20 protein-coding genes are annotated in these 21,959 nt (G+C 44.3%); 13 read left to right on the top strand and 7 right to left on the bottom strand.

Features of this window, described 5'->3' with window-relative positions; genetic code table 11:
• Positions 1-41: 41 nt before the first annotated feature.
• The 4 genes from ACSLUR_RS09350 to rsgA form a co-directional block, all read right to left on the bottom strand.
• A complete protein-coding gene (locus tag ACSLUR_RS09350; RefSeq protein WP_116002037.1) occupies positions 42-422 on the bottom strand; it encodes a BlaI/MecI/CopY family transcriptional regulator in 381 nt (126 codons plus the stop codon).
• Between the two features lie 204 nt (positions 423-626).
• Positions 627-1,358: a glycerophosphodiester phosphodiesterase gene (locus tag ACSLUR_RS09345; protein ID WP_448553898.1), complete on the bottom strand. Its 732-nt coding sequence runs from the start codon at positions 1,356-1,358 to the stop codon at positions 627-629.
• Positions 1,359-1,379: 21 nt separating this feature from the next.
• Positions 1,380-2,261, bottom strand: coding sequence for an archaetidylserine decarboxylase (asd, locus tag ACSLUR_RS09340; RefSeq protein ID WP_448554373.1), 882 nt, complete (start codon positions 2,259-2,261; stop codon positions 1,380-1,382).
• A gap of 70 nt (positions 2,262-2,331) precedes the next feature.
• A complete protein-coding gene (gene rsgA, locus ACSLUR_RS09335; protein WP_448553896.1) occupies positions 2,332-3,369 on the bottom strand; it encodes a small ribosomal subunit biogenesis GTPase RsgA in 1,038 nt (345 codons plus the stop codon).
• 175 nt (positions 3,370-3,544) lie between these two features.
• On the opposite strand from rsgA, the gene orn reads away from it, so the two are divergent.
• Positions 3,545-4,090: an oligoribonuclease gene (gene orn, locus ACSLUR_RS09330; protein WP_448553894.1), complete on the top strand. Its 546-nt coding sequence runs from the start codon at positions 3,545-3,547 to the stop codon at positions 4,088-4,090.
• Between the two features lie 176 nt (positions 4,091-4,266).
• Here the strand turns inward: orn and ACSLUR_RS09325 are convergent, their stop codons facing one another.
• Complete coding sequence (locus tag ACSLUR_RS09325; protein WP_448553892.1) at positions 4,267-5,295, bottom strand: MJ1255/VC2487 family glycosyltransferase; 1,029 nt, start codon at positions 5,293-5,295, stop codon at positions 4,267-4,269.
• A gap of 5 nt (positions 5,296-5,300) precedes the next feature.
• On the bottom strand, positions 5,301-5,807 hold the full coding sequence (locus ACSLUR_RS09320; protein WP_448553890.1) for a phosphatase PAP2 family protein: 507 nt from the start codon (positions 5,805-5,807) through the stop codon (positions 5,301-5,303).
• Between the two features lie 170 nt (positions 5,808-5,977).
• Here ACSLUR_RS09320 and ACSLUR_RS09315 point away from each other — a divergent pair, with 170 nt between their 5' ends.
• From ACSLUR_RS09315 to ACSLUR_RS09305, 3 genes are all read left to right on the top strand, one after another.
• Positions 5,978-6,466 (top strand): DUF4442 domain-containing protein, encoded by a 489-nt coding sequence (locus ACSLUR_RS09315; RefSeq protein ID WP_116002031.1) that lies wholly within the window; start codon positions 5,978-5,980, stop codon positions 6,464-6,466.
• A 248-nt stretch (positions 6,467-6,714) separates the two neighbouring features.
• Positions 6,715-10,341 carry a hypothetical protein gene (locus ACSLUR_RS09310; RefSeq protein WP_448553888.1) on the top strand — a complete coding sequence of 1,209 codons (3,627 nt, stop codon included), beginning with the start codon at positions 6,715-6,717 and terminating at the stop codon, positions 10,339-10,341.
• A gap of 97 nt (positions 10,342-10,438) precedes the next feature.
• On the top strand, positions 10,439-10,618 hold the full coding sequence (locus ACSLUR_RS09305; protein ID WP_448554371.1) for a DUF1289 domain-containing protein: 180 nt from the start codon (positions 10,439-10,441) through the stop codon (positions 10,616-10,618).
• Positions 10,619-10,658: 40 nt separating this feature from the next.
• Here ACSLUR_RS09305 and queG read toward each other — a convergent pair whose 3' ends face one another.
• The gene (gene queG, locus ACSLUR_RS09300; protein WP_448553886.1) at positions 10,659-11,882 is read right to left on the bottom strand and encodes a tRNA epoxyqueuosine(34) reductase QueG; all 1,224 of its coding nucleotides are present in this window, start codon (positions 11,880-11,882) and stop codon (positions 10,659-10,661) included.
• A gap of 16 nt (positions 11,883-11,898) precedes the next feature.
• Between queG and ACSLUR_RS09295 the strand changes: the two genes are divergently transcribed.
• The 9 genes from ACSLUR_RS09295 (at position 11,899) to hflC (ending at position 21,905) form a co-directional block, all read left to right on the top strand.
• Complete coding sequence (locus tag ACSLUR_RS09295; RefSeq protein WP_448553884.1) at positions 11,899-13,419, top strand: NAD(P)H-hydrate dehydratase; 1,521 nt, start codon at positions 11,899-11,901, stop codon at positions 13,417-13,419.
• Between the two features lie 4 nt (positions 13,420-13,423).
• Entirely contained in the window at positions 13,424-13,915 is a 492-nt protein-coding gene (gene tsaE / locus ACSLUR_RS09290; RefSeq protein ID WP_116016397.1) for a tRNA (adenosine(37)-N6)-threonylcarbamoyltransferase complex ATPase subunit type 1 TsaE, read from the top strand.
• Positions 13,916-15,232, top strand: coding sequence for an N-acetylmuramoyl-L-alanine amidase (locus tag ACSLUR_RS09285; protein ID WP_448553881.1), 1,317 nt, complete (start codon positions 13,916-13,918; stop codon positions 15,230-15,232).
• Between the two features lie 2 nt (positions 15,233-15,234).
• Positions 15,235-17,184, top strand: a complete 1,950-nt coding sequence (gene mutL, locus ACSLUR_RS09280) for a DNA mismatch repair endonuclease MutL (RefSeq protein ID WP_448553879.1) — start codon at positions 15,235-15,237, stop codon at positions 17,182-17,184.
• A gap of 6 nt (positions 17,185-17,190) precedes the next feature.
• Positions 17,191-18,126 carry a tRNA (adenosine(37)-N6)-dimethylallyltransferase MiaA gene (miaA, locus tag ACSLUR_RS09275; protein WP_448553877.1) on the top strand — a complete coding sequence of 312 codons (936 nt, stop codon included), beginning with the start codon at positions 17,191-17,193 and terminating at the stop codon, positions 18,124-18,126.
• Positions 18,127-18,217: 91 nt separating this feature from the next.
• The gene (gene hfq / locus ACSLUR_RS09270) at positions 18,218-18,466 is read left to right on the top strand and encodes an RNA chaperone Hfq (RefSeq protein ID WP_116002023.1); all 249 of its coding nucleotides are present in this window, start codon (positions 18,218-18,220) and stop codon (positions 18,464-18,466) included.
• Between the two features lie 39 nt (positions 18,467-18,505).
• Positions 18,506-19,792, top strand: a complete 1,287-nt coding sequence (hflX, locus tag ACSLUR_RS09265) for a ribosome rescue GTPase HflX (protein ID WP_448553875.1) — start codon at positions 18,506-18,508, stop codon at positions 19,790-19,792.
• A 67-nt stretch (positions 19,793-19,859) separates the two neighbouring features.
• Complete coding sequence (gene hflK, locus ACSLUR_RS09260) at positions 19,860-21,017, top strand: FtsH protease activity modulator HflK (protein ID WP_448553873.1); 1,158 nt, start codon at positions 19,860-19,862, stop codon at positions 21,015-21,017.
• Positions 21,018-21,020: 3 nt separating this feature from the next.
• A complete protein-coding gene (hflC, locus tag ACSLUR_RS09255) occupies positions 21,021-21,905 on the top strand; it encodes a protease modulator HflC (protein WP_116016411.1) in 885 nt (294 codons plus the stop codon).
• The last annotated feature ends 54 nt before the right edge of the window (positions 21,906-21,959 follow it).

The following is a 21,959-nucleotide window of genomic DNA, read 5'->3' as shown; positions in this document are numbered from 1 at the left end:
GCATTACTTATTAAGTATTGCTGTTATTTTAACTTTTTGTGTTATTTATCTAAAGTGTCTAACAGCTGACGGATATCTTCAATTTCTTGTTTGCTGGTTGATTCGTTTAAGGCACGCATTACCAGCTTTGATGTTGAACCACCAAAAGCTTTACTGATCAGGTCTTTGATCAACGATGATTGTGTTTGGGTTTCGCTGTTCGCGGCAGCATAAACATGAGCACGATTACTTTCGTCGCGAATCACCAATGCTTTTTCGTGCATGATTTGCAAAATTTTGAGTACAGTCGTGTAGCCAGTTTTTTGCGTTTCGCTCACTGCTTCATGTATTTGTCGAACGGTTGCTGGGCCTATTTTCCATAACACATTGAGCAATGTGAGCTCAGCTTCAGTCGGCTTGATACTAGACTTATCTCTCGCCATGTAAACTTCCTTCCATTTTGTATATTAAGTACACGTACGAGATTAATCGTATCCTCTGCCGAATAAATGAGCAAATTATTTTCATAAATAGTGTTTATGAAAGGTCAGCTTGGTCGAACTTACTAATTTCAAAAATAACAACGCAGTTAATGAGCATTTTAACCAGGCATAATGATCAAGTATTTATTGAAATTGGTATTTATACTAGTAGTTCAGGCTTTGCAAATACTGCTGAGTTCTTGCGGGATAATTAGTAAAAATAGCATCAACACCTATTTGGGCACAAAATGCTATATCTTGCGGGCGGTCGACGGTATATACCCAAACGGCTAAGCCACGCTGGTGAGCGTCATCAACCAGCTCTTTGTTGAGGCAATCAATACTTGGGTTAATACTTTTAGCGTTAAGTAATTGGGCGCTAGCGGCAAGGTCATATGGGCAATGAGCAATTAAAGCACCAATTGCTAGCGTCTGCTGTTGTTGCTTTAAAGCAGCCAAGAAGCCGTGATTAAATGACGATATTAAGAGTTTTGACCAATCACAAAACCCTTGTTTTACAACAAGGTGTAATTCATCAATTAAGTGCTTTGTAATTTTCGATAGTTCTGTGGCGTTGCCATTAGCGATCTTTACTTCGATATTCACAACACAAGCACCATTAATGATTTTGAGCGCCTGCGCTAATTGCAATACGGGCTGGTTATCTTGGGTGCGCAGCTCAGCTAATTGCTCATCTGGTAGAGTTTGTAATTGACCTTGGCCATTGGTGGTTTTGTCCACGTAAAGGTCGTGCATTAACCACCAAGTGCCAGTTTCGGCGTGAAACTGAATGTCTAATTCTATGCCATCAGCTTGCTGGGCTATCGCCTGCTCAAAGGCGGTTTTGGTATTTTCAGGGTATTCACCACTAGCACCTCGATGCGCGATAACCAGCATAGTTGAGTTTCCTGCTACACGTTATTTAACTGCTTCTTCTAGTTGAGCAACCACATCAGCGTAGTGCTTACCTAAACGTGTTGTCATGCCCGAATGAGCTTGGCTGTTAAACTCCACCATATTAGGTGAGAAGGTTGAAACAACGGTTGAACCCAGCTTAAAGCGGCCCATTTCGTCACCTTTTTTAAATTTAATGGCGCCAGCGCCATCCGCTGGATACTGCCATCTAAAAATATCTTTGCCTGCAGGTGGCGTAATGGTGCCCGCCCATGTGGTTTCGATACTCGCAACAATAGTTGCACCTACCAATACCATGGCAAGTGAGCCATGCGGGGTATCAAAAATCGTTACCACGCGCTCATTGCGAGCAAATAAGTTAGGCACATTGTTGGCCGTTAACGGGTTTACAGAAAATAGCTCGCCTGGCACATAAATCATTTCACGCAAGGTGGCATCCATTGGCATGTGAATGCGGTGGTAGTCTTTTGGCGCTAAGTAGATACAGCTAAATTTACCATTTTGAAAAGGCGCAGCTGTTTTTTCATCGCCGCCAAGTAGCGATTGTAGGCTGTAATTAAAGCCTTTTGCTTGAATAAGCTGGCCCTGCTCAATATCACCCTGTTGGCTAATGGTGCCGTCAACGGGATAACATAGTGTCATCGGGTTGTCGTCAATGGTACGTGCGCCATCTTCTAACTCGCGGGTGAAGAAGTCGTTAAAGGTGGCAAAATCTTCAGGGCGCTTTAGCTTGGCCTCTTCCATATTAATGTCATAAGCCTTAATAAAGTGCTTAATTGCCTGTGTGGTGAACCAGCCAGCTTCTGCTGCGGCAAATTTGCCGACTAAGCGTGAAATGCCATGCTTAGGTAGCAGGTATTGAAAGGCAATTTTGATTTTGTCTATCACTGAGTCTTCCTCGTTACTTCTTATTTATTCGTTAATGTTAATGCTGTTGATGTTCGTTCGGCTAAGCTTAGTTTTTAAAACGGGTCGTTAGCGTATTGCTCGATAAACTTTCGACAATGCGCTGGAAGCTCGCCAATCGCTCGGGGTGAATTTCGCCACTTTCAACGGCGGCAATCAGGGCACAGCCGGGATCGTTAACATGCTTGCAGTCACGGAATTTGCAGGTGCCTAAATAGTCGTCAAATTCAATAAAACCATCTGCCACTTGCTCTGGACTTAAATGCCATAGGCCAAACTCACGGATGCCGGGCGAGTCAATTAAATCGCCCCCCTGCTCAAAGTGATAAAGGCGGGCAACTGTTGTCGTATGTTGACCGAGTCCTGAGTTTTCCGACACTTGCTGTGTTAATAAGCCAAGCTCTGGCATTAAGGTGTTAACCAAGGTGGATTTGCCAACGCCAGACTGGCCAACAAATATACTGGTTTCATCGACCAACTGGGCTCTAAGTTCTTTGATGCCATCACCGGATTCACTGCTGGCATATAACACTTGGTAGCCAATCGCGCGATAAATATCGAGCTGATCTTCAACGATTTCCGCTAACTCTTCGTCAATAAGATCGGCTTTATTCATCAAAATAACGGGTTTGATGCCGGTTTGCACACAAGCCACGATGTAGCGATCGATAATATCTGGATTAAACGCAGGCAGCACCGTGGTGACAATAATGATTTGGCTGATATTGGCAGCGACGGGTTTTAAGCCATCGTAAACATCGGGGCGGCTGAGCGCGGAGCTACGCTCATGCACCGCTTCAATCACGCCAGAGACGGTATGCTCTGATGATTTACCTTGACGAAACATCACTTTATCGCCACACACTAATGAATCAACGCCGCGACGTATATTGCAGCGAAAGGTATTGCCCTCGCTATTTTCAATATCAGCGTGTTGGCCAAAACGACTGATCACAACGCCTTGCTCTGGTGCGCCTAGTTCTTCATCTTGCCACTGTACTTCTTCCGCTTTATTGCGAAGTTTTTTTGCCTGATTGGCTCGAATTCGGCGCGCTTGCCCTTTGGTCAGTTTTTTTGCTTTTGCCACGTTATTTCGCTGTTATTAAAGCCATGGTCTTCACATCAGCTTTTCAATATCGGTAATTGTCACGTATTATACTGACTTATCGGCTAATCAGCTAATCTTTGGGCAATCATGGCACTAATACATAAGCGTTGTGATTAATAACGCCCTGTTAGCGAATGACAAAAAAGAGACTTTGATGAGCGTAAATGAAACGAATTTAGTGTGGTTGGATCTGGAAATGACAGGGCTTGAGCCTGAGCATGACGTAATTTTAGAAATTGCCACCATAGTGACCGACAGCCAGCTCAATGTATTAGCGGAAGGGCCAGTATTTGCGATCCATCAAAGTGATGATGTGCTCGATAATATGAGCGAGTGGTGTATTGAGCATCACGGCAAATCTGGTTTAACCGAGCGCTGTCGCCAAAGTACGACTGATTTGGCGACAGCAAGTGCCGCAACCATTGAATTTATTAGCCAATATGTACCTAAAGGCAAATCGCCGATGTGTGGTAACAGCATTGGCCAAGATCGTCGCTTTATTAACAAGTACATGCCGGAGTTTGAAGATTACTTCCACTACCGCAACTTAGATGTCAGTACCGTAAAAGAGCTAGCACGTCGCTGGAAACCTGAAGTGTTGGATAAGGTTGAGAAAACAGGGGCGCATTTAGCACTTGATGATATTCGCGAATCTATTGAAGAGCTAAAAGTTTATAAAGCAAATTTCTTTAAGCTTTAATCGCTAAACTTACCTAATTATTGCGCATCCAATTAATACGCGACCAAGTAGCGCAGAAAAATTCAAAAAAGCGACTTATGCCAGGGAGAAACTGGCTCACGTCGCTTTTTCTTTAGCTATTGATTGCTAATTGGGCGTCGGTGCCTTCAAAAATTGGCCGTCTAAACCTTAGCCTTTTAAGATTTAGAGCCATTAGCCCAAAGCGCTTTACCAAGTTGCTGGTGCTGCTGCCAGTCTCCTTTTAAAAGCCATTCGACAATATGTTTAGCGACATTGGGTAATGGCTTTGCTTCATTTTGCTTAGCTATAGCTAACCAGTCACCAACTTTGGTGGTGGTGATTTTATCTATTACCGTCGCATAATTTAATTGTTCAAGTGCTAGCGCATTGGAGTGTTGTTCCATTTGGCCATTAAGCGGTTTGGTTAGTATGGGCTTTCCCAGGTGTAAGCACTCACTAATTAGTTCGAACCCACTATTGCAAATGACGGCTTTAGCACCGGCTAAATCTTGCTTAAACGCCTGATAGCTCGTTTTTCTCAGGCTAACATTGCCTTGCTCACCGTTTTCAAGCTCTGGTGAATATTGCACAAACCGATAATATGGCAGTTGATTGAGTACCGCGCTGACTTGTTGCTGATTTTCAAATGGCAGATAGACGACGATATGATCGCTATCGTCTGTTGCTTGTAATGTGGTATCGATGATCGGTGGCAGTACATTGTCACTGTATGGATGCCAGTGTAAGCCAATAGCGTTAGTTGCGGGCGCAAAGTTACGCATGATCCACTTAGCCATCATGGACTCGCCAGCCAGAGGCGTATTTTCGCCAAATGCATATTGATGGCCAATACCTAGAACGGGTTTGCCTTGTAATTTTCCTGCCCAAGCGGTGACCGGCTCAAAATCGGTGATCACTAAATCATATTCTGCAAGTGAAAGGGCGCGGATATCACGATAAAAACCCAATAAACTGTTTTCCAAAAAGGTACTGACATAGTCAATTTTACCGTTCTTGGTAATAAAGGTGAGCCCTTTGCGGTGCATAAAGTCACCAAAGACTTCCATATCAAACAGCTTTTCTCTTTCTCGACCTGAGGTGAGATAGGTAACGTCGACACCATGTTCTGTGAGGTATTTTGCTAAGATTCTTGCTCTTGAGATGTGACCATTACCTGTTCCTTGAATACCGAACAGTATTTTCATACGACTTAAATTACTCCGAGTAAAATGACCGAGCCTAACGTTGCTCCGGCTAGAATATCCGATGGAAAGTGAACGCCTAAAATAACCCGTGAAGCGCCAACCGCACTGGCCCAAAAGTATATAGGTAAGGCAATTAAACCAAGTTCTGAAACCACCAGCCCTGCCAGCAAAAATGCCGCCATGGTATGGCCTGACGGAAAGCTGAACTTGTCTGATGGTTGTACTAAACACGAAAAGTTTGGCACGATATCTGGTGGACGGCGGCGCTTGAGAATATTCTTTAAAATAAAGTAAATAGGACGCTCAATAGCAAACGCAAATAGCGCTAATAAAAAGAAGTTTAGGCTTTGACTGCCAATGGCAATAAAAACAGGCAGTAAAACCTGCATATAGCCATCACCTGTGCGCGATACGGCGCGAACACAGCTAATAAACTTTTGATGGTAACGCGATTTAACACACCAACGTAAGATGCGTAAATCGTATTGATACATGTCGTTTAATACCGTCATACCGCTAATCTAGATGGCTAATATGACCGTTGCTTGACAAAAATGTGTCTATTTAGTGAACAAACAATAAAAGTGGCTTAAGAAAAAAACTTGCAGGTCTGACCAGTATCAACAACAATAAGTTTTTAATATTCATTTACGCGATAAAATGACAATAACAAGGATAACAGATGGCAAATAAATTTAGTAAAGCGGTAGCGGCAATATACAAGTTACCTGAGTTTTGTCATGGTTACTTGCTCACCAAACTATTCTGCACACAAGTAAAATATGCAGGTACTTCACGCATTAAACTGCAAAAAGTTTCTAATCAGGAAGTGGTACTGACGATTGCTAACATTAAGCGCGTGCAGAATCATATTGGCGGTGTTCACGCAATTGCTGCTTCGTTATTGGCTGAGTCGGCAACGGGTACCTTATTTGGTATGAATGTGCCAGACAGCCACTTACCTTTATTGAAATCCATGACGGTCAATTACAATCGCCGCATGCAAGGTGGGCTGACCGCTAAAGCTCAGCTGAGTGAAGCGCAAATAGCAACCATTAATAGTGAAGAGAAAGGTGACATGCTGGTACCAGTGACTATTACGGATGAGTCAGGACAAGAGCCTATTGAGTGTTTAATGAATTGGGCTTGGGTACCTAAAAAGCGCAAGTAAACCATCCTTTATATGCGGTAAAGAGCCTAGGCTCTTTACACGAATTCCTGCATCTTGCATGATTATGGCTAAGTGAATTTGCCTTACACTAAAACCTACTCGCGTACTGTTCGTCTAACAGTGTCTGTGAGCCAGTAGTTTATGTGTGAGGCTTTATTTTACAGCGCTAGCAAAAACTAAAACTAAAACTAAAGCAAAGTAGCAGCAATGGCCGTAACAATAAGTAAGGGATGATTGGGTTAATTAACATGACTGAAATAGCTTATACGAAGCCAATCACTGCTAAAAAACTCAATTCACTTTGGCTAATCGCGTTGTTTTTTGTGCTGTTAAGTATAGGGCTAATCGCAGCGTCATTTGTTATTCATCAGCATAGCTCAGACCAACTGCGTGAGCAGCATTTACCCAACGTATATCGAACAAACGATCAATTAATCATTTCAAACCAGCTGTTAGTTGCTTTCAATTCGCTCAATCGCCACAGTCCATCTTCCCAAATTGTAGAGCAGCATCAAGCGTGGTTGACTGTTGCAGAGCCAGCAATGAAGTCGTTGCTGCAAAGTGGTCAAAAATTTCCAAAGCTGAGCGCATTAGTCAATTATGAAAAAGCGACGCTTACTCGATTAACTGACAATGCCAACCGCAATATTAAACTCACCCAATTGGCAACAGAGCGAATAGATGTTGCCTTGACCATGCTTGCGAATCGAACATTGCAACCCAACATGGCGCTTAATTCTGCTTTGTTGCTATTAAAAGCATCGCTGCAAGACACTATTGATCAATCTTTTCCTGCTACGCAGAGCTCAATTAAGGCGCAAGTTGAACAGCTATCCCAATGGCTTTTCCTGCAAACAGAGAATCAAACGAGTAGTTCAGATGAATTGTTAACGAATGCCGTGAAATTGGTGGTCGGCATCTTTACTACAGAGCATGCGTTGTTGGGTAAATGGCAGGGTCAACAGCGGCTTTATTCACTATTCCAACAGCAAGTAGATGCTGCAATAGTCGAGCTTAATCAATACCAAGCGCAGCTAACCAAACAAGCAGCATTGACGATGAAAAGCGTTAACAACAGCAATAGTATGACTTTTTCTGTGGCGGGGTATTCAGTTTCAATACCGTCACAGCCAGAGTTGGTTGTGTGGTTGATGACGGCTGCATTGTTATTTTTCGTCACTGCTACCTTGTTGCTTTATCGCCTCCATCGTCGTCACCACGCTAGGTTAGATCAACTGGTGAGTTTTACCACGAAAGTGCTTGCTGATAACGACGGTACCTATTTACAAAGAGCGATAGAAGAAAGCAAGCACAACGCAGTATCAGAGCGGCAGCAGGAAGTGGCAAAAGCCATTACCGCAAGGCTGAATAACACCTACTCTGCACCATTTGTTGAAAACCTGATAACTGCGCAGCAAAAGCAATGGCGAGAACTAGCGCAATGCGCTGCGACTTGGCAATGGTCTTTTGAAAATGGGCTTATCTCGATATCAGAGCACATAGATAGTGCAGCGCTGTTTGCTTCAGAAATTATTCCTGAACACTCGTTATCTAAGTTTGCTTTACGCCGTTTAGTTGGTAAACAAAATTTTCATGCTCTTGCCTCATCAGTAAGAAAGATTGAATCGCAAGAAGTAAATGAGCAAAACCAGGTAAGTCCAGTTGAAAATGTATTGCTGACCTTTGGCGAAGAGCTTTTTGTTGATGTCGCCATATGTAAAGAAAGCGGCAAGTGGTCAGGTACGTGCACCGATTGCTCGACAGTGCAGCGTGAAATAAACCAGCTTAGAGCTCAAATAAGTGTGCAAAAGCAATCACTGGAACAACAGCGAAGCTCTACGCTTAAAGGCTCACACAGCGATTATCAGGTATTAAGCAAAATGCTTATTCAAGGGCTACTGCAATCACAAAATAGTATGCTGAGTGAAACTCACGTTCATCCTCTCCCTCAGCACCAAACGTCACACCAGCCACCGCACCTGCCATCATACGATAAAGCCATAAACCGTGCTTTGAAGCGGCTAAACGAATTGCAAATCATGGCACAGTTAGCCACCGAGCAACGGGTAAGGGTGCCTCAAGATATCAACATTTCTCAGCTAAATGCAGCAATTAATGGTAATTTAGCGCGCGAAAATGCTGCACGTAAAAATACCGTGGTGATTTGTCAAACGACTAATGTTTGGCACAAGGTTCACCTTGATACCGGCCTTTACAGCCGCCTAATTGAAGGTTTTTGCAACTTAATGTTGGCTGGTCTTCATAAGCAAGAGCTATTTATTGCGTTGGGCATTGCCGATCAAGCAAGAGGCCAACAAACCTGGCAATTGAGTTTTTCACTACTCGATTTTGATGGTTTTGGCACTGAACACGCCAATTTTGATCAATCACCTATTGCTGAATTAATGGAAGACCTTGCTAGCGAAAACAGCCATGACACTGCGTATTGTCAGAAGCTTTTGCGTGCTCTACATGGCCGGTTAGTGGCGATTAATCAAGGCCAAATGCAGAGTGCAGATCCAGACCCTACTAAGAGCATTAGCAAAACGATTAAGGCCAGCAAGCCTGCGTTGGAATTGGTGTTAAGCTTTCCTGTTGCCATCATCGAAAATGCAACTAAACACCAAGTTGATGCTAGCCTTTCCCATACTCAGGTACTGGTATTAACTTCAAGCTTTGCTCAAGGGGAACGTATTGCTCAGTACTTAACATCAGCTAAAGCTGAGTGTCGTTTGGTTGATAATATTGATACGCTTAAAGCGCAGTGCAGTGAGTCTGCAATTAAGCAAAAAGCGATTGATGCGGTAGTCGTTGGTGGCGATTTTTCCGCGCATCATCACGCAATTCAAAACTCCCTTGCCCTGTTACCTGACAAAAGGCGTCCGACATTAACCATGATCCACAAGCAGCAAGACGATTTAGCTAAAATCGGCTTGTTTTCTCTAGCGGATGCTTGGTTGACAAGAGATTCGCTTGTTCATGCTATCAGCAAAGGTCTTAAGCAAAAACAAAGTAGCAATCAGTTTGTCTCATCTAATGCGATAAGCCAGTACCAATTTACGCACACCAGTGTTGAGTTACTCTTGGCAGTAAAGCAAGTTGACCAGCATCATGCATTGCTAAGTCTACTTCATTGGCTTGGCTTTAAAGTTACTGTGGTAGTTGATGCAACTTCAATGCTTAATCAATGGCGTTTAGGGCGATTTTTAGTGCTTATCAATGAATTTAGTGCTTCGCCAGTCATTGAATTGCTCGCCGGCAAAGGTATTAGCCGCGGTATTTTTAGTATTAAAGGTGAACTAAGCGATCAGGATGAAACGAACACTCCAAAAGGTACTTGTCAAAACGAAGGCGAAGCGCCACAGCATATCAGCGCTTGGCAAGTTAATACGGTGCCTGCTGTATTTGAGCTGGAAGCATGGCTACAAAGGCTGTCACCTTGGTTGGTGTCGAGCAAAGTAGGGGCAAGTCAGCATTTATTCTTTTCAGCATTAGCTTCTACTAGCCAATTTAATGAGCTATTACCTGCTGCTTTTGATATTGACGTCTATGCAAAAAATCAAGGTTCGGCTGAGCTTGCAGCCTTTATGTTGGATGATTATGTTAATGAACTCATAGGCCACGCTCGTATGCTTACTGAACAATTGAAGTATGCAGATGAGCAAGCGATATTGGGGACGTTGAAAGAGGTTGGTGTGGTCGCCAACATAATGTCAGCTCAAGGGTTAAGCCAATTAGCCTTGCAATTCGAACATGTGTTAAAAAATAACGCGATTGCTTCTACAAGTGGCATTATCAGTGCCAATACCAAGCGATTGCTCGAACAAATGAAGCAAGAGATCTTGCTGATAAAACAAAATGCAGAGGCGATATAGTAAATTGTCTATGCTTACCAAGCCTACGAATAAAATCAGTGAAAAAGCCAGTGGCGAAGCTATTGATAGCGAGGCACATAACGTGACTAATTACGAGATGGCTAGCCCTTGTGTGCGCAATTGTTGTTTGAATCAGGTCGATTATTGCTTGGGGTGTAAGCGCCATCTTGATGAAATCGTTAGTTGGCGGTCGTATAGTGACGAGCAACGCCAAGCGATTATGGCGCAATTAGCGACGCGCGATATAAGTGATTCGCATAGCGCCGATCCTGGTTAACCAGCGCTAAGTCTTTGTAATACGTATTTGCCCTTGTTTATTATGCGTCTCTGGGCAAGCCTTTTTCGATAGAGCGAATTAAGCGCTCATTTAAGCGTTGAGCTTTTTTGTCACTATCAGTTTTTTTGTCACTATCAGTGATGGTTGAATCATTAGTCGCTAGTTCAACAGTAATTGCTTTTGCCTTACTTAGTTGCTCAGCAAGTGCCCAGTCAATATGTTCAATAACCATTGCCGAAAGTTCAGTGTCACTAGTCAAATCGGCTTGCTGCTTTTTCGCCGCAAGTACTTCAACGATTTGTTCCTCATAAGGTGCATTTCCAAGTGCTACCGCTATATTGCGCAACCAACTTTGGTAACCTATTCGCCTGATTGGGCTACCTTCGGTGCGCGTTAAGAATTCGTTCTCTTGCCAAGTGAATAGGTTCACTAATTTACTGGCATCGAGTTGCTGGCGAGGATGAAAATCGGCTTCCTGCGTAATCGAGCCGAATTTATTCCATGGGCAGATTAATTGGCAGTCGTCACAGCCATATATTCGGTTCCCCAATGCTTTGCGAAACTCAAGCGGAATAGCACCTTGGTTTTCAATGGTTAAATAGGAAATACAGCGCTTGGCATCGACAACATATGGTGCGACTATCGCGTTTGTTGGGCATATTTTTATGCAAGCGACACAACTGCCACATTGATTTTCGCGAGCACTGTCGACTGGCAACGGCAAATTCACCAGTAGTTCGCCTAAGAAAAACCAAGAGCCAGCTTGTTGGTTGATTAACAAACTATGTTTGCCAACCCAACCAAGTCCTGCCTTTTCAGCTAGCGGCCGTTCTAGCACTGGCGCAGAATCAACAAATGGGCGAAAGTTGAATTCACTACAATAGTCTTGAATTTTTTTACCTAATTGCTGCAAACGCTTGCGCATTAACTTGTGGTAATCACGCCCTAATGCGTATCGACTTACATAACCAAGTTTTTTGTTTTTAAGGGTTTGTGCAAATTTTGCATTTGGTGGCAGGTAGTTTAAACGGGCACTAATGACCCGCACCGTGCCCGGCTCAAGCTCTTGCGGGCGTGCGCGCATCATGCCATGACGTGCCATGTATTCCATCGAACCATGGTATTGATTGTCCAGCCAAGCTTGCAAGTGTGGCTCATGGGCTTTGAGATCAATATCGGCAATGCCTATTTGTGCAAAACCTAATGATTCTCCCCAAAGCTTGATTTTTTCTGCAAGATCTTGATAGTTGATAGCGACAGTCATCAATGGCGAGTAAAAAATGGAAGTAATGAAGTTGACGGCTAGTTTACCACAGCCAGTTTACAGTGCGAATCAGGTCCTTTCGAATGAAGCAGCTGCAGCCGACGCTAAGGGCGTTCCACTCTTTGAATTGATGAAGTCGGCAGGGCGAGCAGCTTTTGAGCTGTTAAGCCAGCAGGCTGAACAAGCAAGCTCTGTGCTGATTGTGGCGGGCAAAGGCAACAATGGTGGTGATGGCTATGTGCTTGCCCGTCATTGTGCAGCGGCAGGTTTTATGGTGTCTTTATTAGTCCTTGCTGACGAAGAGAAGATCACCGGAGATGCAGCTAAAGCCTTGACAATGCTTGATCCAGACAGTGTTAACCTCAGGTTTGAACCGGATTTGGCGAAAGCGAACAAGATGATCGCAGCGTTTGAAGGAGATTGGCTAGTCGATGCCATTTTTGGCATTGGGTTAAAGGGGAAACTTACTCGCGCATGGCAGCAACTGCTGACGACGATCAATGAGCACTACAGCCAAATTATTAGTCTCGATATTCCATCAGGTCTTTGTGCGACCACAGGGCATGTCGAAAATGTGGCTGTCGCAGCCGATTTTACAGTGACCTTTATTGTCTTAAAGCAAGGGTTACTCACAGGTAAAGCCGCGAATTATATTGGTGATTTATGGCTCGCAACCTTGGACGTGCAAACTGAGTTTGTGCAAACCATTCCTGCGCAGGCATTTGCTCAAGGAACATCTGGGCTGCCAGCTATTACACCAAGACGTCCAACCATTCACAAAGGCAGTATTGGTTTGGTACTGGCAATGGGCGGAAACTTAGGAATGCCTGGTGCGATACGTATGGCCGCCGAATCATCACTTAGAACAGGTGCCTCTCTGGTAGCCGTGGCTTGTCATCAAGAAAACCAAGCGATTGTGGTTCAAGGACGACCGGAGCTAATGCTGGCACCAAGTGAGCCTGAGCGCTTGATCTCCTCTTCTTTTGTTGAGAAAGCGAAAGTCATTTTGATCGGTCCTGGTTTGGGTCGTGATGCTTGGGCAAATCAGCTGATGCAGGCAGCGCTCAAAGCCGACAAGCCAATGGTTGTCGATGCAGATGCTTTGTTCGCGATGAAATCACTTCGCGCCTTCAGTAATAATTGGGTGCTAACGCCTCACCCAGGCGAAGCGGCCTTTTTACTCGACTGTGATATTGCGACAATTGAAGCAGATCGCTTTGGTGCTGTAACCGCTATAGCGCAAAAATATGGTGGTATTTGCGTGTTGAAAGGCGCGGGTAGTTTAATTGGCGATGGTCAGAAAGTGATTGTAAACACCACTGGCAATGCGGGTATGGCATCGGGTGGCATGGGCGATGTATTATCAGGCATAATAGCGGCATTGATATTACAAACAGGCTCGATGATGGACGCAACAAGGCTTGCGGTTAGCATTCATGGTCAAGCTGCAGAACTCGTTACTCAAAACATCGGTATGCGCGGCTTGCTAGCCAGCGACTTATTTGAGCCGATAAGACAATTAGTAAACCAATATTAACTCTATGAAAAAACAATATTTCCTTGCTGATGAAGCGGCAACGGTAGGCTTAGGTACAGCATTAGCAGAAGTCGTTAAACGCGATATCCAAAAAGGTATTACCGTTTATTTAAACGGTGACTTGGGCGCAGGCAAAACAACGTTAACCAGAGGTTTTGTGCGCGGTATGGGCCACCAAGGGAATGTTAAAAGCCCGACTTACACCTTAGTTGAGCCCTATGAATTATCACCTTGGCAAGTCTATCACTTTGATCTTTATCGATTAGCTGACCCTGAAGAACTTGAGTTTATGGGGATAAGAGATTATTTTAGCGACAATAGTTGTAGTTTTATTGAGTGGCCAGAAAAAGGCCAAGGGCTGCTGGCAGGGCCAGATCTTATTATTGATTTAGCTTATCAAGAGGAACAACGTACTGTTAGCCTAACTAGTCAATCTGAGTTGGGCAATCAAGTACTCGCCACCTTAGCAGCTCATTTACAAGGTACTGACGAATAGATGATTGGGCAGCGCTCAAGCTGGATGTATGCATTACTGCTAACCCTTTGGTTAGTGAGCTTAAACGTTCTAGCCAGTAACAAAATTAATGGTGTTCGGGTTTGGCCTGCACCGGAAAATACCCGTGTCGTTTTTGATTTATCAAAAAAACCAGATTACAGCTATTTCAGTTTATCGGGCCCTAACCGTTTAGTTATCGACTTTAAAAATAGTGCAAATGCCGTTGAATTAAGCAAGCTGGCCAAAAATGATAAGCGCATTTTAAAAATACGTACGAGTAAAGCCAAGCATAAAGGCGCCACTCGCGTCGTCATGGAATTAGCGCAGAGCTATCAAACTACGATTTTTCCATTAGCCCCTGCTGGCCAATACGGAAACCGTCTTGTCGTTGATTTATACGATAAAAAATCACTAGAAAAGCGCACGGTTCGTGTTGAAAGCAAGAAGAAGCGCGACATTGTGATTGCCATTGTTGCTGGCCATGGTGGTGAAGATCCCGGCTCAATTGGTCCGCGGGGAACGTATGAAAAACACGTTACACTCAGCATCTCAAAAAAGTTAGCCAAACTGATTAACAGTAAAAAAGGCTTGAGCGCTAAGCTTATTCGAACTGGCGACTACTACATTAACCATAATCGTAAAACTCAGCTAGCCCGCAAATACAAAGCTGATTTACTTATTTCTATTCACGCTGACGCCTTTACTTCACCGCAGCCAAGAGGCGCATCTGTGCTGGTGCAAGATCCGCGTCGGGCAAACTCTGAATTTGCCAAGTGGATTGCTAATCGCCAGAAAGAGTCTGAGCTGCTTGGCGGTGCAGGCGATACCATTAGAAAAACCAAAGACAAAAACTTAGCGCTCACGCTTGCTGATATGAAAAAAGAGCACACCATGGCAAGCAGCTATGACTTTGCTGAACAAGCGGTTAAAGAGCTGAAGAAAGTGACCAGAATGCATAAGAAGCGTCCTGAAGGCTTGAGCCTTGCCGTCTTAAAGTCTTCAGACATCCCTTCGGTGCTAATTGAAACGGGCTTTATCTCTAACCCTGCGGAAGAGCGCAATTTAAATAGTGACAAACACCAGCAAAAATTGGCAAAAGCCATTTTAACCGCGGTCCATAATTACTTTATGGATGCACCCCCAACTGGCACATTATACGCGTCAACAGGCTATAAAAAGCACCGTGTTGCCAAGGGAGAATCGCTGTCGGTACTTGCGCAGCGTTATAAGGTCTCTGTTGGTCAGCTAAAATCAGCAAATAATCTTAGCAGCAATACAGTACGTATTGGGCAAACCCTAAAAATTCCTCGAGCTTAACAATGGCGATTGAGATTTTACCAGCCCGCTTGGCAAACCAAATTGCCGCGGGTGAAGTGGTTGAGCGTCCGGCATCAGTCGTTAAAGAGTTAATAGAAAATAGCTTGGATGCTGGCGCGACCAAGATTGCCATCGACATCGAAAAAGGCGGGGCTAAGCTGATCCGGATTGCAGACAATGGCAAGGGTATTGCGAAAGACGAGCTGACGTTAGCTTTAAGTCGTCATGCAACCAGTAAAATTAAAGATCTTGATGACTTGGAAGCAATTGCAAGCCTTGGCTTTCGCGGTGAAGCGCTGGCGAGTATTAGCTCAGTTGCACGCTTAACCTTAACTTCAAAACCAGCAGAGCAGGAAAATGCGTGGCAAGCTTTCGCAACTGGCCGAGATATGGCAGTGACGGTGCAACCCGCCGCGCACCCCAATGGCACCACCATTGAAGTGAATGATCTATTCTTTAACACCCCTGCACGCCGTAAGTTTTTGCGGACCGAAAAAACCGAGTTTACTCACATTGATGAAGTGTTGCGCCGAATCGCGCTAGCGCGTTTCGATGTGAGCTTCTCGCTCACTCACAATGGCAAAATGATTCGCCAATACCGCGCAATAAAAAACTCGGCGCAGTATGCTAAACGTGTTGGTATGATTTGTGGGCAAAAGTTTATCGAGCAAGCGGTTACTGTTGATTGCCAGCATGATGGATTGCACTTGTGGGGCTGGCTAGCGCATCCTGAGCAACATCGAAGTCAAAATGACTTATGTTACAGCTACGTCAACGGACGCATGATGCGCGATAAGCTGATTAATCACGGTATTCGCCAAGCATTTTCTGATTGGATCCCTAACGATAGTTATCCAGCATTCGTACTGTTCTTAAATTTAGATCACAAAGAAGTGGACGTGAATGTTCACCCAGCCAAACACGAAGTGCGCTTCCATCAAGGGCGCTATGTCCATGATTTTATTTACACTGTTTGCCAGCAAGCTTTACAGCAAGCGCTATCGCAGCAAGCACCTCTAGCTGGTGACGGAACCTTTATTCAAGCAGATGCAGAGCAAGGTTTTACTCCATCAGCACACGAGCAGAGCGCTAGTGCGAATGATGGCTCGCGAGACTATGTTGCGCCGCTAAGACGGGCAGAGCACGTGGGTGAAGCTTCGCCGTTGGGCTATCAGCCAGCCCACTCCTCTCCTCAGTTATCAGGAAGCTCGTACACGAATTCATCAGGCCATCAAGCCTCTCATTCATCCCATAGTGCAGATATTCGCCAAGCCGCGCAGAGTTATCAAGCATTGATGACGCCTAAAACTGTCGAAAGCACAGCCATTGAAAATCAAGCCGTCGAACATAAGGCAGCCGAAAACTCGCCGGGCGCTCAGCCTGTAATTGAGCATCCACAATTTTTGCATCTAGTTGATGAGCAAGTCGCCTTAATTAATCGTAACCAAGCGTTGGCGGTGGTTAAGCTTGCTGATGTCGCCATGTCCGTTAACCAAGTGTTGGTGGAGCAACGGTGGCAGCAAGGGCTAACCAGCCAACCATTGCTGTTGCCAATTGTACTGAACATGAGTGAGCAAGCGGTTAGTTGGCTGAATAGCCATATGGCATTAATCGAACAAGCGGGTATTGGCGTGCAGATTCAGGCGGGTAAAAGGGTGCAAATTCGTCAATTTCCAGCCATGTTACGCGAGCACGATGTTGCCAGTTGCATGCAAACACTAATCGATCAAATGCTTGATTACACAAGCGGCTCCCACCCTTCAGACGCAGAGCTTAGCAATGCATTTAGACAACAATTTGCCGCTTTGATGACGCCGAAAAACTTTAATACTGCCAGTGCCAAGCAATTGTGGTTGCAAGCAGAAACCGTGCTAGGCGAGCAATTAAATCAAGTGTGTGACTTGAAATCCGTCGCGGTTGACCTTACTTCTGCGATATCTCAACTACACTAGAAAGATATGACAAACCTTGATAAACAACCTCCCGTAATTTGTTTAATGGGCCCCACGGCTTCTGGCAAAACGGCACTTGCAATGGCGCTTTATGATGCCTTACCGTGCGAGATCATTAGTGTTGATTCGGCGCTAGTTTATCAAGGAATGGATATTGGCACCGCTAAACCAACGGCGGAAGAACAAGCACAGTACCCGCATCGCTTGATTGATATTATCGATCCGAGTGAAAGCTATTCTGCTGCAGATTTTTGTCGTGATGCACTACGTGAAATCGCAGATATTCGTGCACAGGGTAAAATTCCACTGCTTGTTGGTGGAACTATGATGTACTTTAAAAGTCTGATTGATGGCATATCGCCATTGCCAGAGGCATCGCCAGCAGTGCGCGCCGAAATTAATCAGCAAGCGCAAATTCACGGTTGGGAATATTTGCATGATGAGCTTAAGCAAGTCGATCCTGTTTCGGCTGAGCGTATTCACCCTAATGACCCGCAGCGGTTAACGCGTGCATTAGAAGTATTCCGTTTGACGGGAAACACTTTGACACAATTAACGGCAATAAAAGGTGATACCCTACAGGGAGATGTTTTACAATTTGCGATAGCGCCTGCAGATCGCGCAGCCTTGCATCAGCGTATTGAACTGCGTTTCAATCAAATGATTGAACAAGATTTCAAGCAAGAAGTGGTTAAGCTTAAATCTCGGGGAGATTTGCACGAAGACTTACCATCAATTCGATGTGTAGGGTATCGTCAAATGTGGCAACATCTTAATGGTGAGTGCGATTTCGAAGAAATGGTGTTCCGTGGCGTCTGTGCCACTAGACAGCTGGCAAAAAGACAGCTAACTTGGTTAAGGAGTTGGCCAAATTTACATCGGTTAGACATGGAAGATAGTACTAACCTACAACAAGTATTGTCGGCAGTGAGCAAACTTTAATCTTTGTATTATACTAAGCTTGTTACTGACTATTTGATTAATAAAAACTTTTTAGCTTAATTTATCTAACAATAACAAAAGGGGCCAAAGAATGGCAAAGGGGCAATCTTTACAAGACCCATTTTTAAATGCGCTTCGTCGTGATCGCATTCCTGTAGCAATTTACTTAGTTAACGGTATTAAATTACAAGGGCAAGTTGAGTCGTTTGACCAATTTGTTATCTTACTTAAAAATACCGTGAGTCAAATGGTATACAAACACGCTATTTCCACCGTAGTTCCTGCTCGCGCAGTAAATACAGCACCTCAAGGGCAGCCTGACTTTAATCAGGACAGTTAATTTCCATGATTGCATTCGGTATTGTATGGAGTTGCTCATTTGTTTGATCGCTATCAAGCAGGTGAGCAGGCAATACTTGTTCATGTAGACTTTCCCGACGAAAGCAGCAGAGAAGACCTACAAGAATTCAAAATGTTAGTCTCATCTGCTGGCGTCAATGCGCTATCAGTGGTTACTGGTAAGCGTAATTCGCCTCACCCGAAATATTTTGTTGGTAGCGGTAAAGCAGAAGAAATTGCTGATGCAGTAAACCTCTATCAAGCAAATGTTGTGCTGTTTAATCATGCACTCTCACCTTCCCAAGAAAAAAATATTGAAGCTTTATGTCAGTGTCGCGTTATTGACCGGACAACGCTTATTCTCGATATTTTTGCGCAAAGAGCCCGAACCCATGAGGGTAAGTTACAAGTTGAGCTTGCTCAACTCAGACATATCAGCACCCGCTTGATCCGCGGTTGGACTCACTTAGAGCGCCAAAAAGGTGGTATTGGTTTACGTGGCCCGGGTGAAACTCAGCTTGAAACGGATAGACGTTTATTGCGTGAGCGCATGAATAATATTGGTAAGCGCCTTGAAAAAGTTGAAAAACAACGTCAGCAAGGCCGTCGCTCACGGGTCAGAGCTGAAATTCCAACACTATCATTGGTTGGCTATACCAATGCTGGAAAGTCCACTCTGTTCAATTTGATCACTCAAGCTAATGTATACGCTGCTGATCAATTATTTGCCACGCTTGATCCGACACTTCGAAAAATTGAAATCGAAGATGTTGGCCGTGCGATTTTGGCGGATACGGTTGGTTTTATTCGCCATTTACCCCATGACTTAGTCGCTGCCTTTAAAGCAACATTAACCGAAACCAGAGAAGCTGAACTTTTACTGCATGTTATCGATATAGCTGATGAAAGGCGCTCTGAGAACATCCATGAAGTGCAAAGTGTGCTGGATGAAATAGAAGCGGGTGATGTTCCACAGTTATTAATTTGTAACAAAATAGATAAACTAACTGACTGTCAGCCTCGTATCGACAGAGATGAAAACGGTCAGCCAATTAGGGTGTGGTTGTCAGCGCAAGCGAATATCGGCGTTGACTTGTTATTTGAAGCATTGGCAGAGCGCATGGGACGCCAAGTGGTCAAACACAGTCTCAAAATCCCCCCTACTGCAGGCAAATTGCTCGGTGCCTTGTACCAACTCAATTGTATTTCACATGAAGATTATGACGAGCAGGGCAACTGCTTAGTCGATATAAAATTGCCTGTGCGAGAGTGGAATCGGTTGATTAAACAAGACAAAGCAAGCGTGGAACGCTTTATCGAAAGTTAACAGGCTGATATATTATTGGCTTTCTTTATAATTTTAATATCAAAGTCACATTGTTGCGGAGTGCGTCATGGCGTGGAATGAGCCGGGGAATAACGATAAAGATCCCTGGAAAAACAAAGGTGGTAACAACCAAGGGCCACCAGATTTAGACGATTTATTTAAAGACTTAGGCAATAAATTCAATGGCCTGTTTGGTGGAAAATCAGGCGGCGGAGCTAGCGCTGGCGGTGCAGGTAATAATTTTTCAGGCATTGCTGTCACCTTAGCGCTAATTATTGCGTTAGTCGCTTACCTATTCACTTGTGTTTACACCATTAAAGAAGCTGAACGTGGCATTAAATTGCGCTTTGGTGAATATGTTGGTGTGGTTGAGCCAGGTTTGAGCTGGAAGTGGACCTTCATTGAAAACATCATTCCAGTGGATGTACAAACGACTCGCGATATTCGTGCCGAAGGCTTTATGCTGACGCAGGATGAAAACGTGGTACGTGTTGAAATGGAAATTCAATACCGCGTCATTAACCCGCGTGATTACGTGTTCAGCGTAACTAATGCTGACAACAGTTTGAGTGACGCGCTTGATAGTGCTCTTCGCTACGTTGTTGGTCACGCGAAAATGGATGACGTGTTAACCAGTGGTCGTGAAGTAGTGCGTCAGAAAGTACGTGAAGAACTTGACGGTATTATCGAGTCATACAACTTAGGTTTACTGGTGGTTGACGTTAACTTTAAAGATGCGCGTCCACCAGAAGAAGTCAAAGAAGCATTTGATGATGCTATTGCGGCACAAGCCGACGAAGAACGTTTTATTCAAGAAGCTGAAGCTTATGCGCGTAGTATCGAGCCACGAGCGCGTGGTCGTGTAAACCGTATGGAGCAAGAGGCGCTTGCGTACAAAGAACAAACCGTGCTTGAAGCAGAAGGTGCTGTTGCTCGTTTTGAGAAAATTTTACCTGAATATCAGGCTGCGCCAGACGTGACTCGTCAGCGTATGTATTTGGCAAGTATGGAAAAAGTATACGGTAATACCAGCAAGGTAATGGTTGATGTTGAAGGTGGTAATAACATGATGTACCTACCACTGGACAAAATCATGCAGCAGCAAGCCGCACCCACACGTATCGTTCCGTCATCAGTAAGCAGTGTGCCTGCTAATACGGGTAAAAACTCGTCACCAACCAGTAACTCTGGTCGCAATGACCGATTCAACAGTGGGAGAAACTAAGCAATGAAAAACTTTATTGTGACAGCAATTGCACTACTGTTTATTTTGGTTGTGTCGTCTGTGTTCGTGGTGCCTGAAGGCCAACGTGGTATTGTTTTCCAATTCTCAAAAATTAAGCGAGACGCTGCTACTGGCGAAATGCGTATTTACGAGCCCGGTTTACACTTCAAAATTCCTTTAATTGAAAATGTAAAACGCTTAGATGCTCGTATTCAAACGCTAGATGAAGCGCCAGATCGCTTTGTTACTGCTGAGAAAAAAGATTTGATGGTCGATTCATACGTGAAGTGGCGCATTGTTGACTTTTCAAGATTTTACTTACGTACTTCAGGTAGCTTTGATCAAGCTTCTATCCTCTTGAAGCAGAAAGTAAACAACGGCCTGCGCACTGAGTTTGGTACTCGCACTATTCAAGAAATTGTCTCGGGTGACCGTGACGGCTTGATGGCGAAAGCGCGTGAGAGTGCTGAGAGCAGCCGTGACGACTTAGGTATTGAAGTGATTGACGTACGTGTAAAAGCGATTAACTTACCTAATGAGGTGAGTAACTCAATCTTTGAACGCATGCGTGCTGAACGTAATGCGGTAGCCAAAGAACACCGTTCGAAAGGTCAAGAGCAGTCAGAAATCATTCGTGCTGAAATTGATGCTAAAGTCACGGTAATGTTGGCTGATGCACAGAAAAATGCGCAGCAAATTCGCGGTGATGGCGATGCGACTGCAGCAAAAGTTTACGCTGATGCATACAGCAAAGACGCAGAGTTCTACTCATTCTTCCGTAGTTTAGAAGCTTACGAAAACAGCTTTAACAACAAAAGCGATATCATGGTTGTTAAACCTGACAGTGACTTCTTCAATTACCTGAAAAATGGTAAACAAGGCAAATAACTTAAGGTTAAAACTTACGAATAAGTTAGTTACTTAATTTGCCTAAAAGGTCAC

It is taken from the genome of Thalassotalea montiporae, assembly GCF_053485855.1.
This window is presented reverse-complemented; position numbering and strand designations above follow the sequence as displayed.

What these genes read in the sequence shown, in the direction of transcription:
- ACSLUR_RS09350 (WP_116002037.1), bottom strand. Translation starts at nt 422, where the DNA reads ATGGCGAGAGATAAGTCTAGTATCAAGCCGACTGAAGCTGAGCTCACA.
- ACSLUR_RS09345 (WP_448553898.1), bottom strand. Translation starts at nt 1,358, where the DNA reads ATGCTGGTTATCGCGCATCGAGGTGCTAGTGGTGAATACCCTGAAAAT.
- orn (WP_448553894.1), top strand. Translation starts at nt 3,545, where the DNA reads ATGAGCGTAAATGAAACGAATTTAGTGTGGTTGGATCTGGAAATGACA.
- ACSLUR_RS09325 (WP_448553892.1), bottom strand. Translation starts at nt 5,295, where the DNA reads ATGAAAATACTGTTCGGTATTCAAGGAACAGGTAATGGTCACATCTCA.
- ACSLUR_RS09320 (WP_448553890.1), bottom strand. Translation starts at nt 5,807, where the DNA reads ATGACGGTATTAAACGACATGTATCAATACGATTTACGCATCTTACGT.
- ACSLUR_RS09315 (WP_116002031.1), top strand. Translation starts at nt 5,978, where the DNA reads ATGGCAAATAAATTTAGTAAAGCGGTAGCGGCAATATACAAGTTACCT.
- ACSLUR_RS09310 (WP_448553888.1), top strand. Translation starts at nt 6,715, where the DNA reads ATGACTGAAATAGCTTATACGAAGCCAATCACTGCTAAAAAACTCAAT.
- ACSLUR_RS09305 (WP_448554371.1), top strand. Translation starts at nt 10,439, where the DNA reads ATGGCTAGCCCTTGTGTGCGCAATTGTTGTTTGAATCAGGTCGATTAT.
- queG (WP_448553886.1), bottom strand. Translation starts at nt 11,882, where the DNA reads ATGACTGTCGCTATCAACTATCAAGATCTTGCAGAAAAAATCAAGCTT.
- ACSLUR_RS09295 (WP_448553884.1), top strand. Translation starts at nt 11,899, where the DNA reads ATGGAAGTAATGAAGTTGACGGCTAGTTTACCACAGCCAGTTTACAGT.
- tsaE (WP_116016397.1), top strand. Translation starts at nt 13,424, where the DNA reads ATGAAAAAACAATATTTCCTTGCTGATGAAGCGGCAACGGTAGGCTTA.
- ACSLUR_RS09285 (WP_448553881.1), top strand. Translation starts at nt 13,916, where the DNA reads ATGATTGGGCAGCGCTCAAGCTGGATGTATGCATTACTGCTAACCCTT.
- mutL (WP_448553879.1), top strand. Translation starts at nt 15,235, where the DNA reads ATGGCGATTGAGATTTTACCAGCCCGCTTGGCAAACCAAATTGCCGCG.
- miaA (WP_448553877.1), top strand. Translation starts at nt 17,191, where the DNA reads ATGACAAACCTTGATAAACAACCTCCCGTAATTTGTTTAATGGGCCCC.
- hfq (WP_116002023.1), top strand. Translation starts at nt 18,218, where the DNA reads ATGGCAAAGGGGCAATCTTTACAAGACCCATTTTTAAATGCGCTTCGT.
- hflK (WP_448553873.1), top strand. Translation starts at nt 19,860, where the DNA reads ATGGCGTGGAATGAGCCGGGGAATAACGATAAAGATCCCTGGAAAAAC.
- hflC (WP_116016411.1), top strand. Translation starts at nt 21,021, where the DNA reads ATGAAAAACTTTATTGTGACAGCAATTGCACTACTGTTTATTTTGGTT.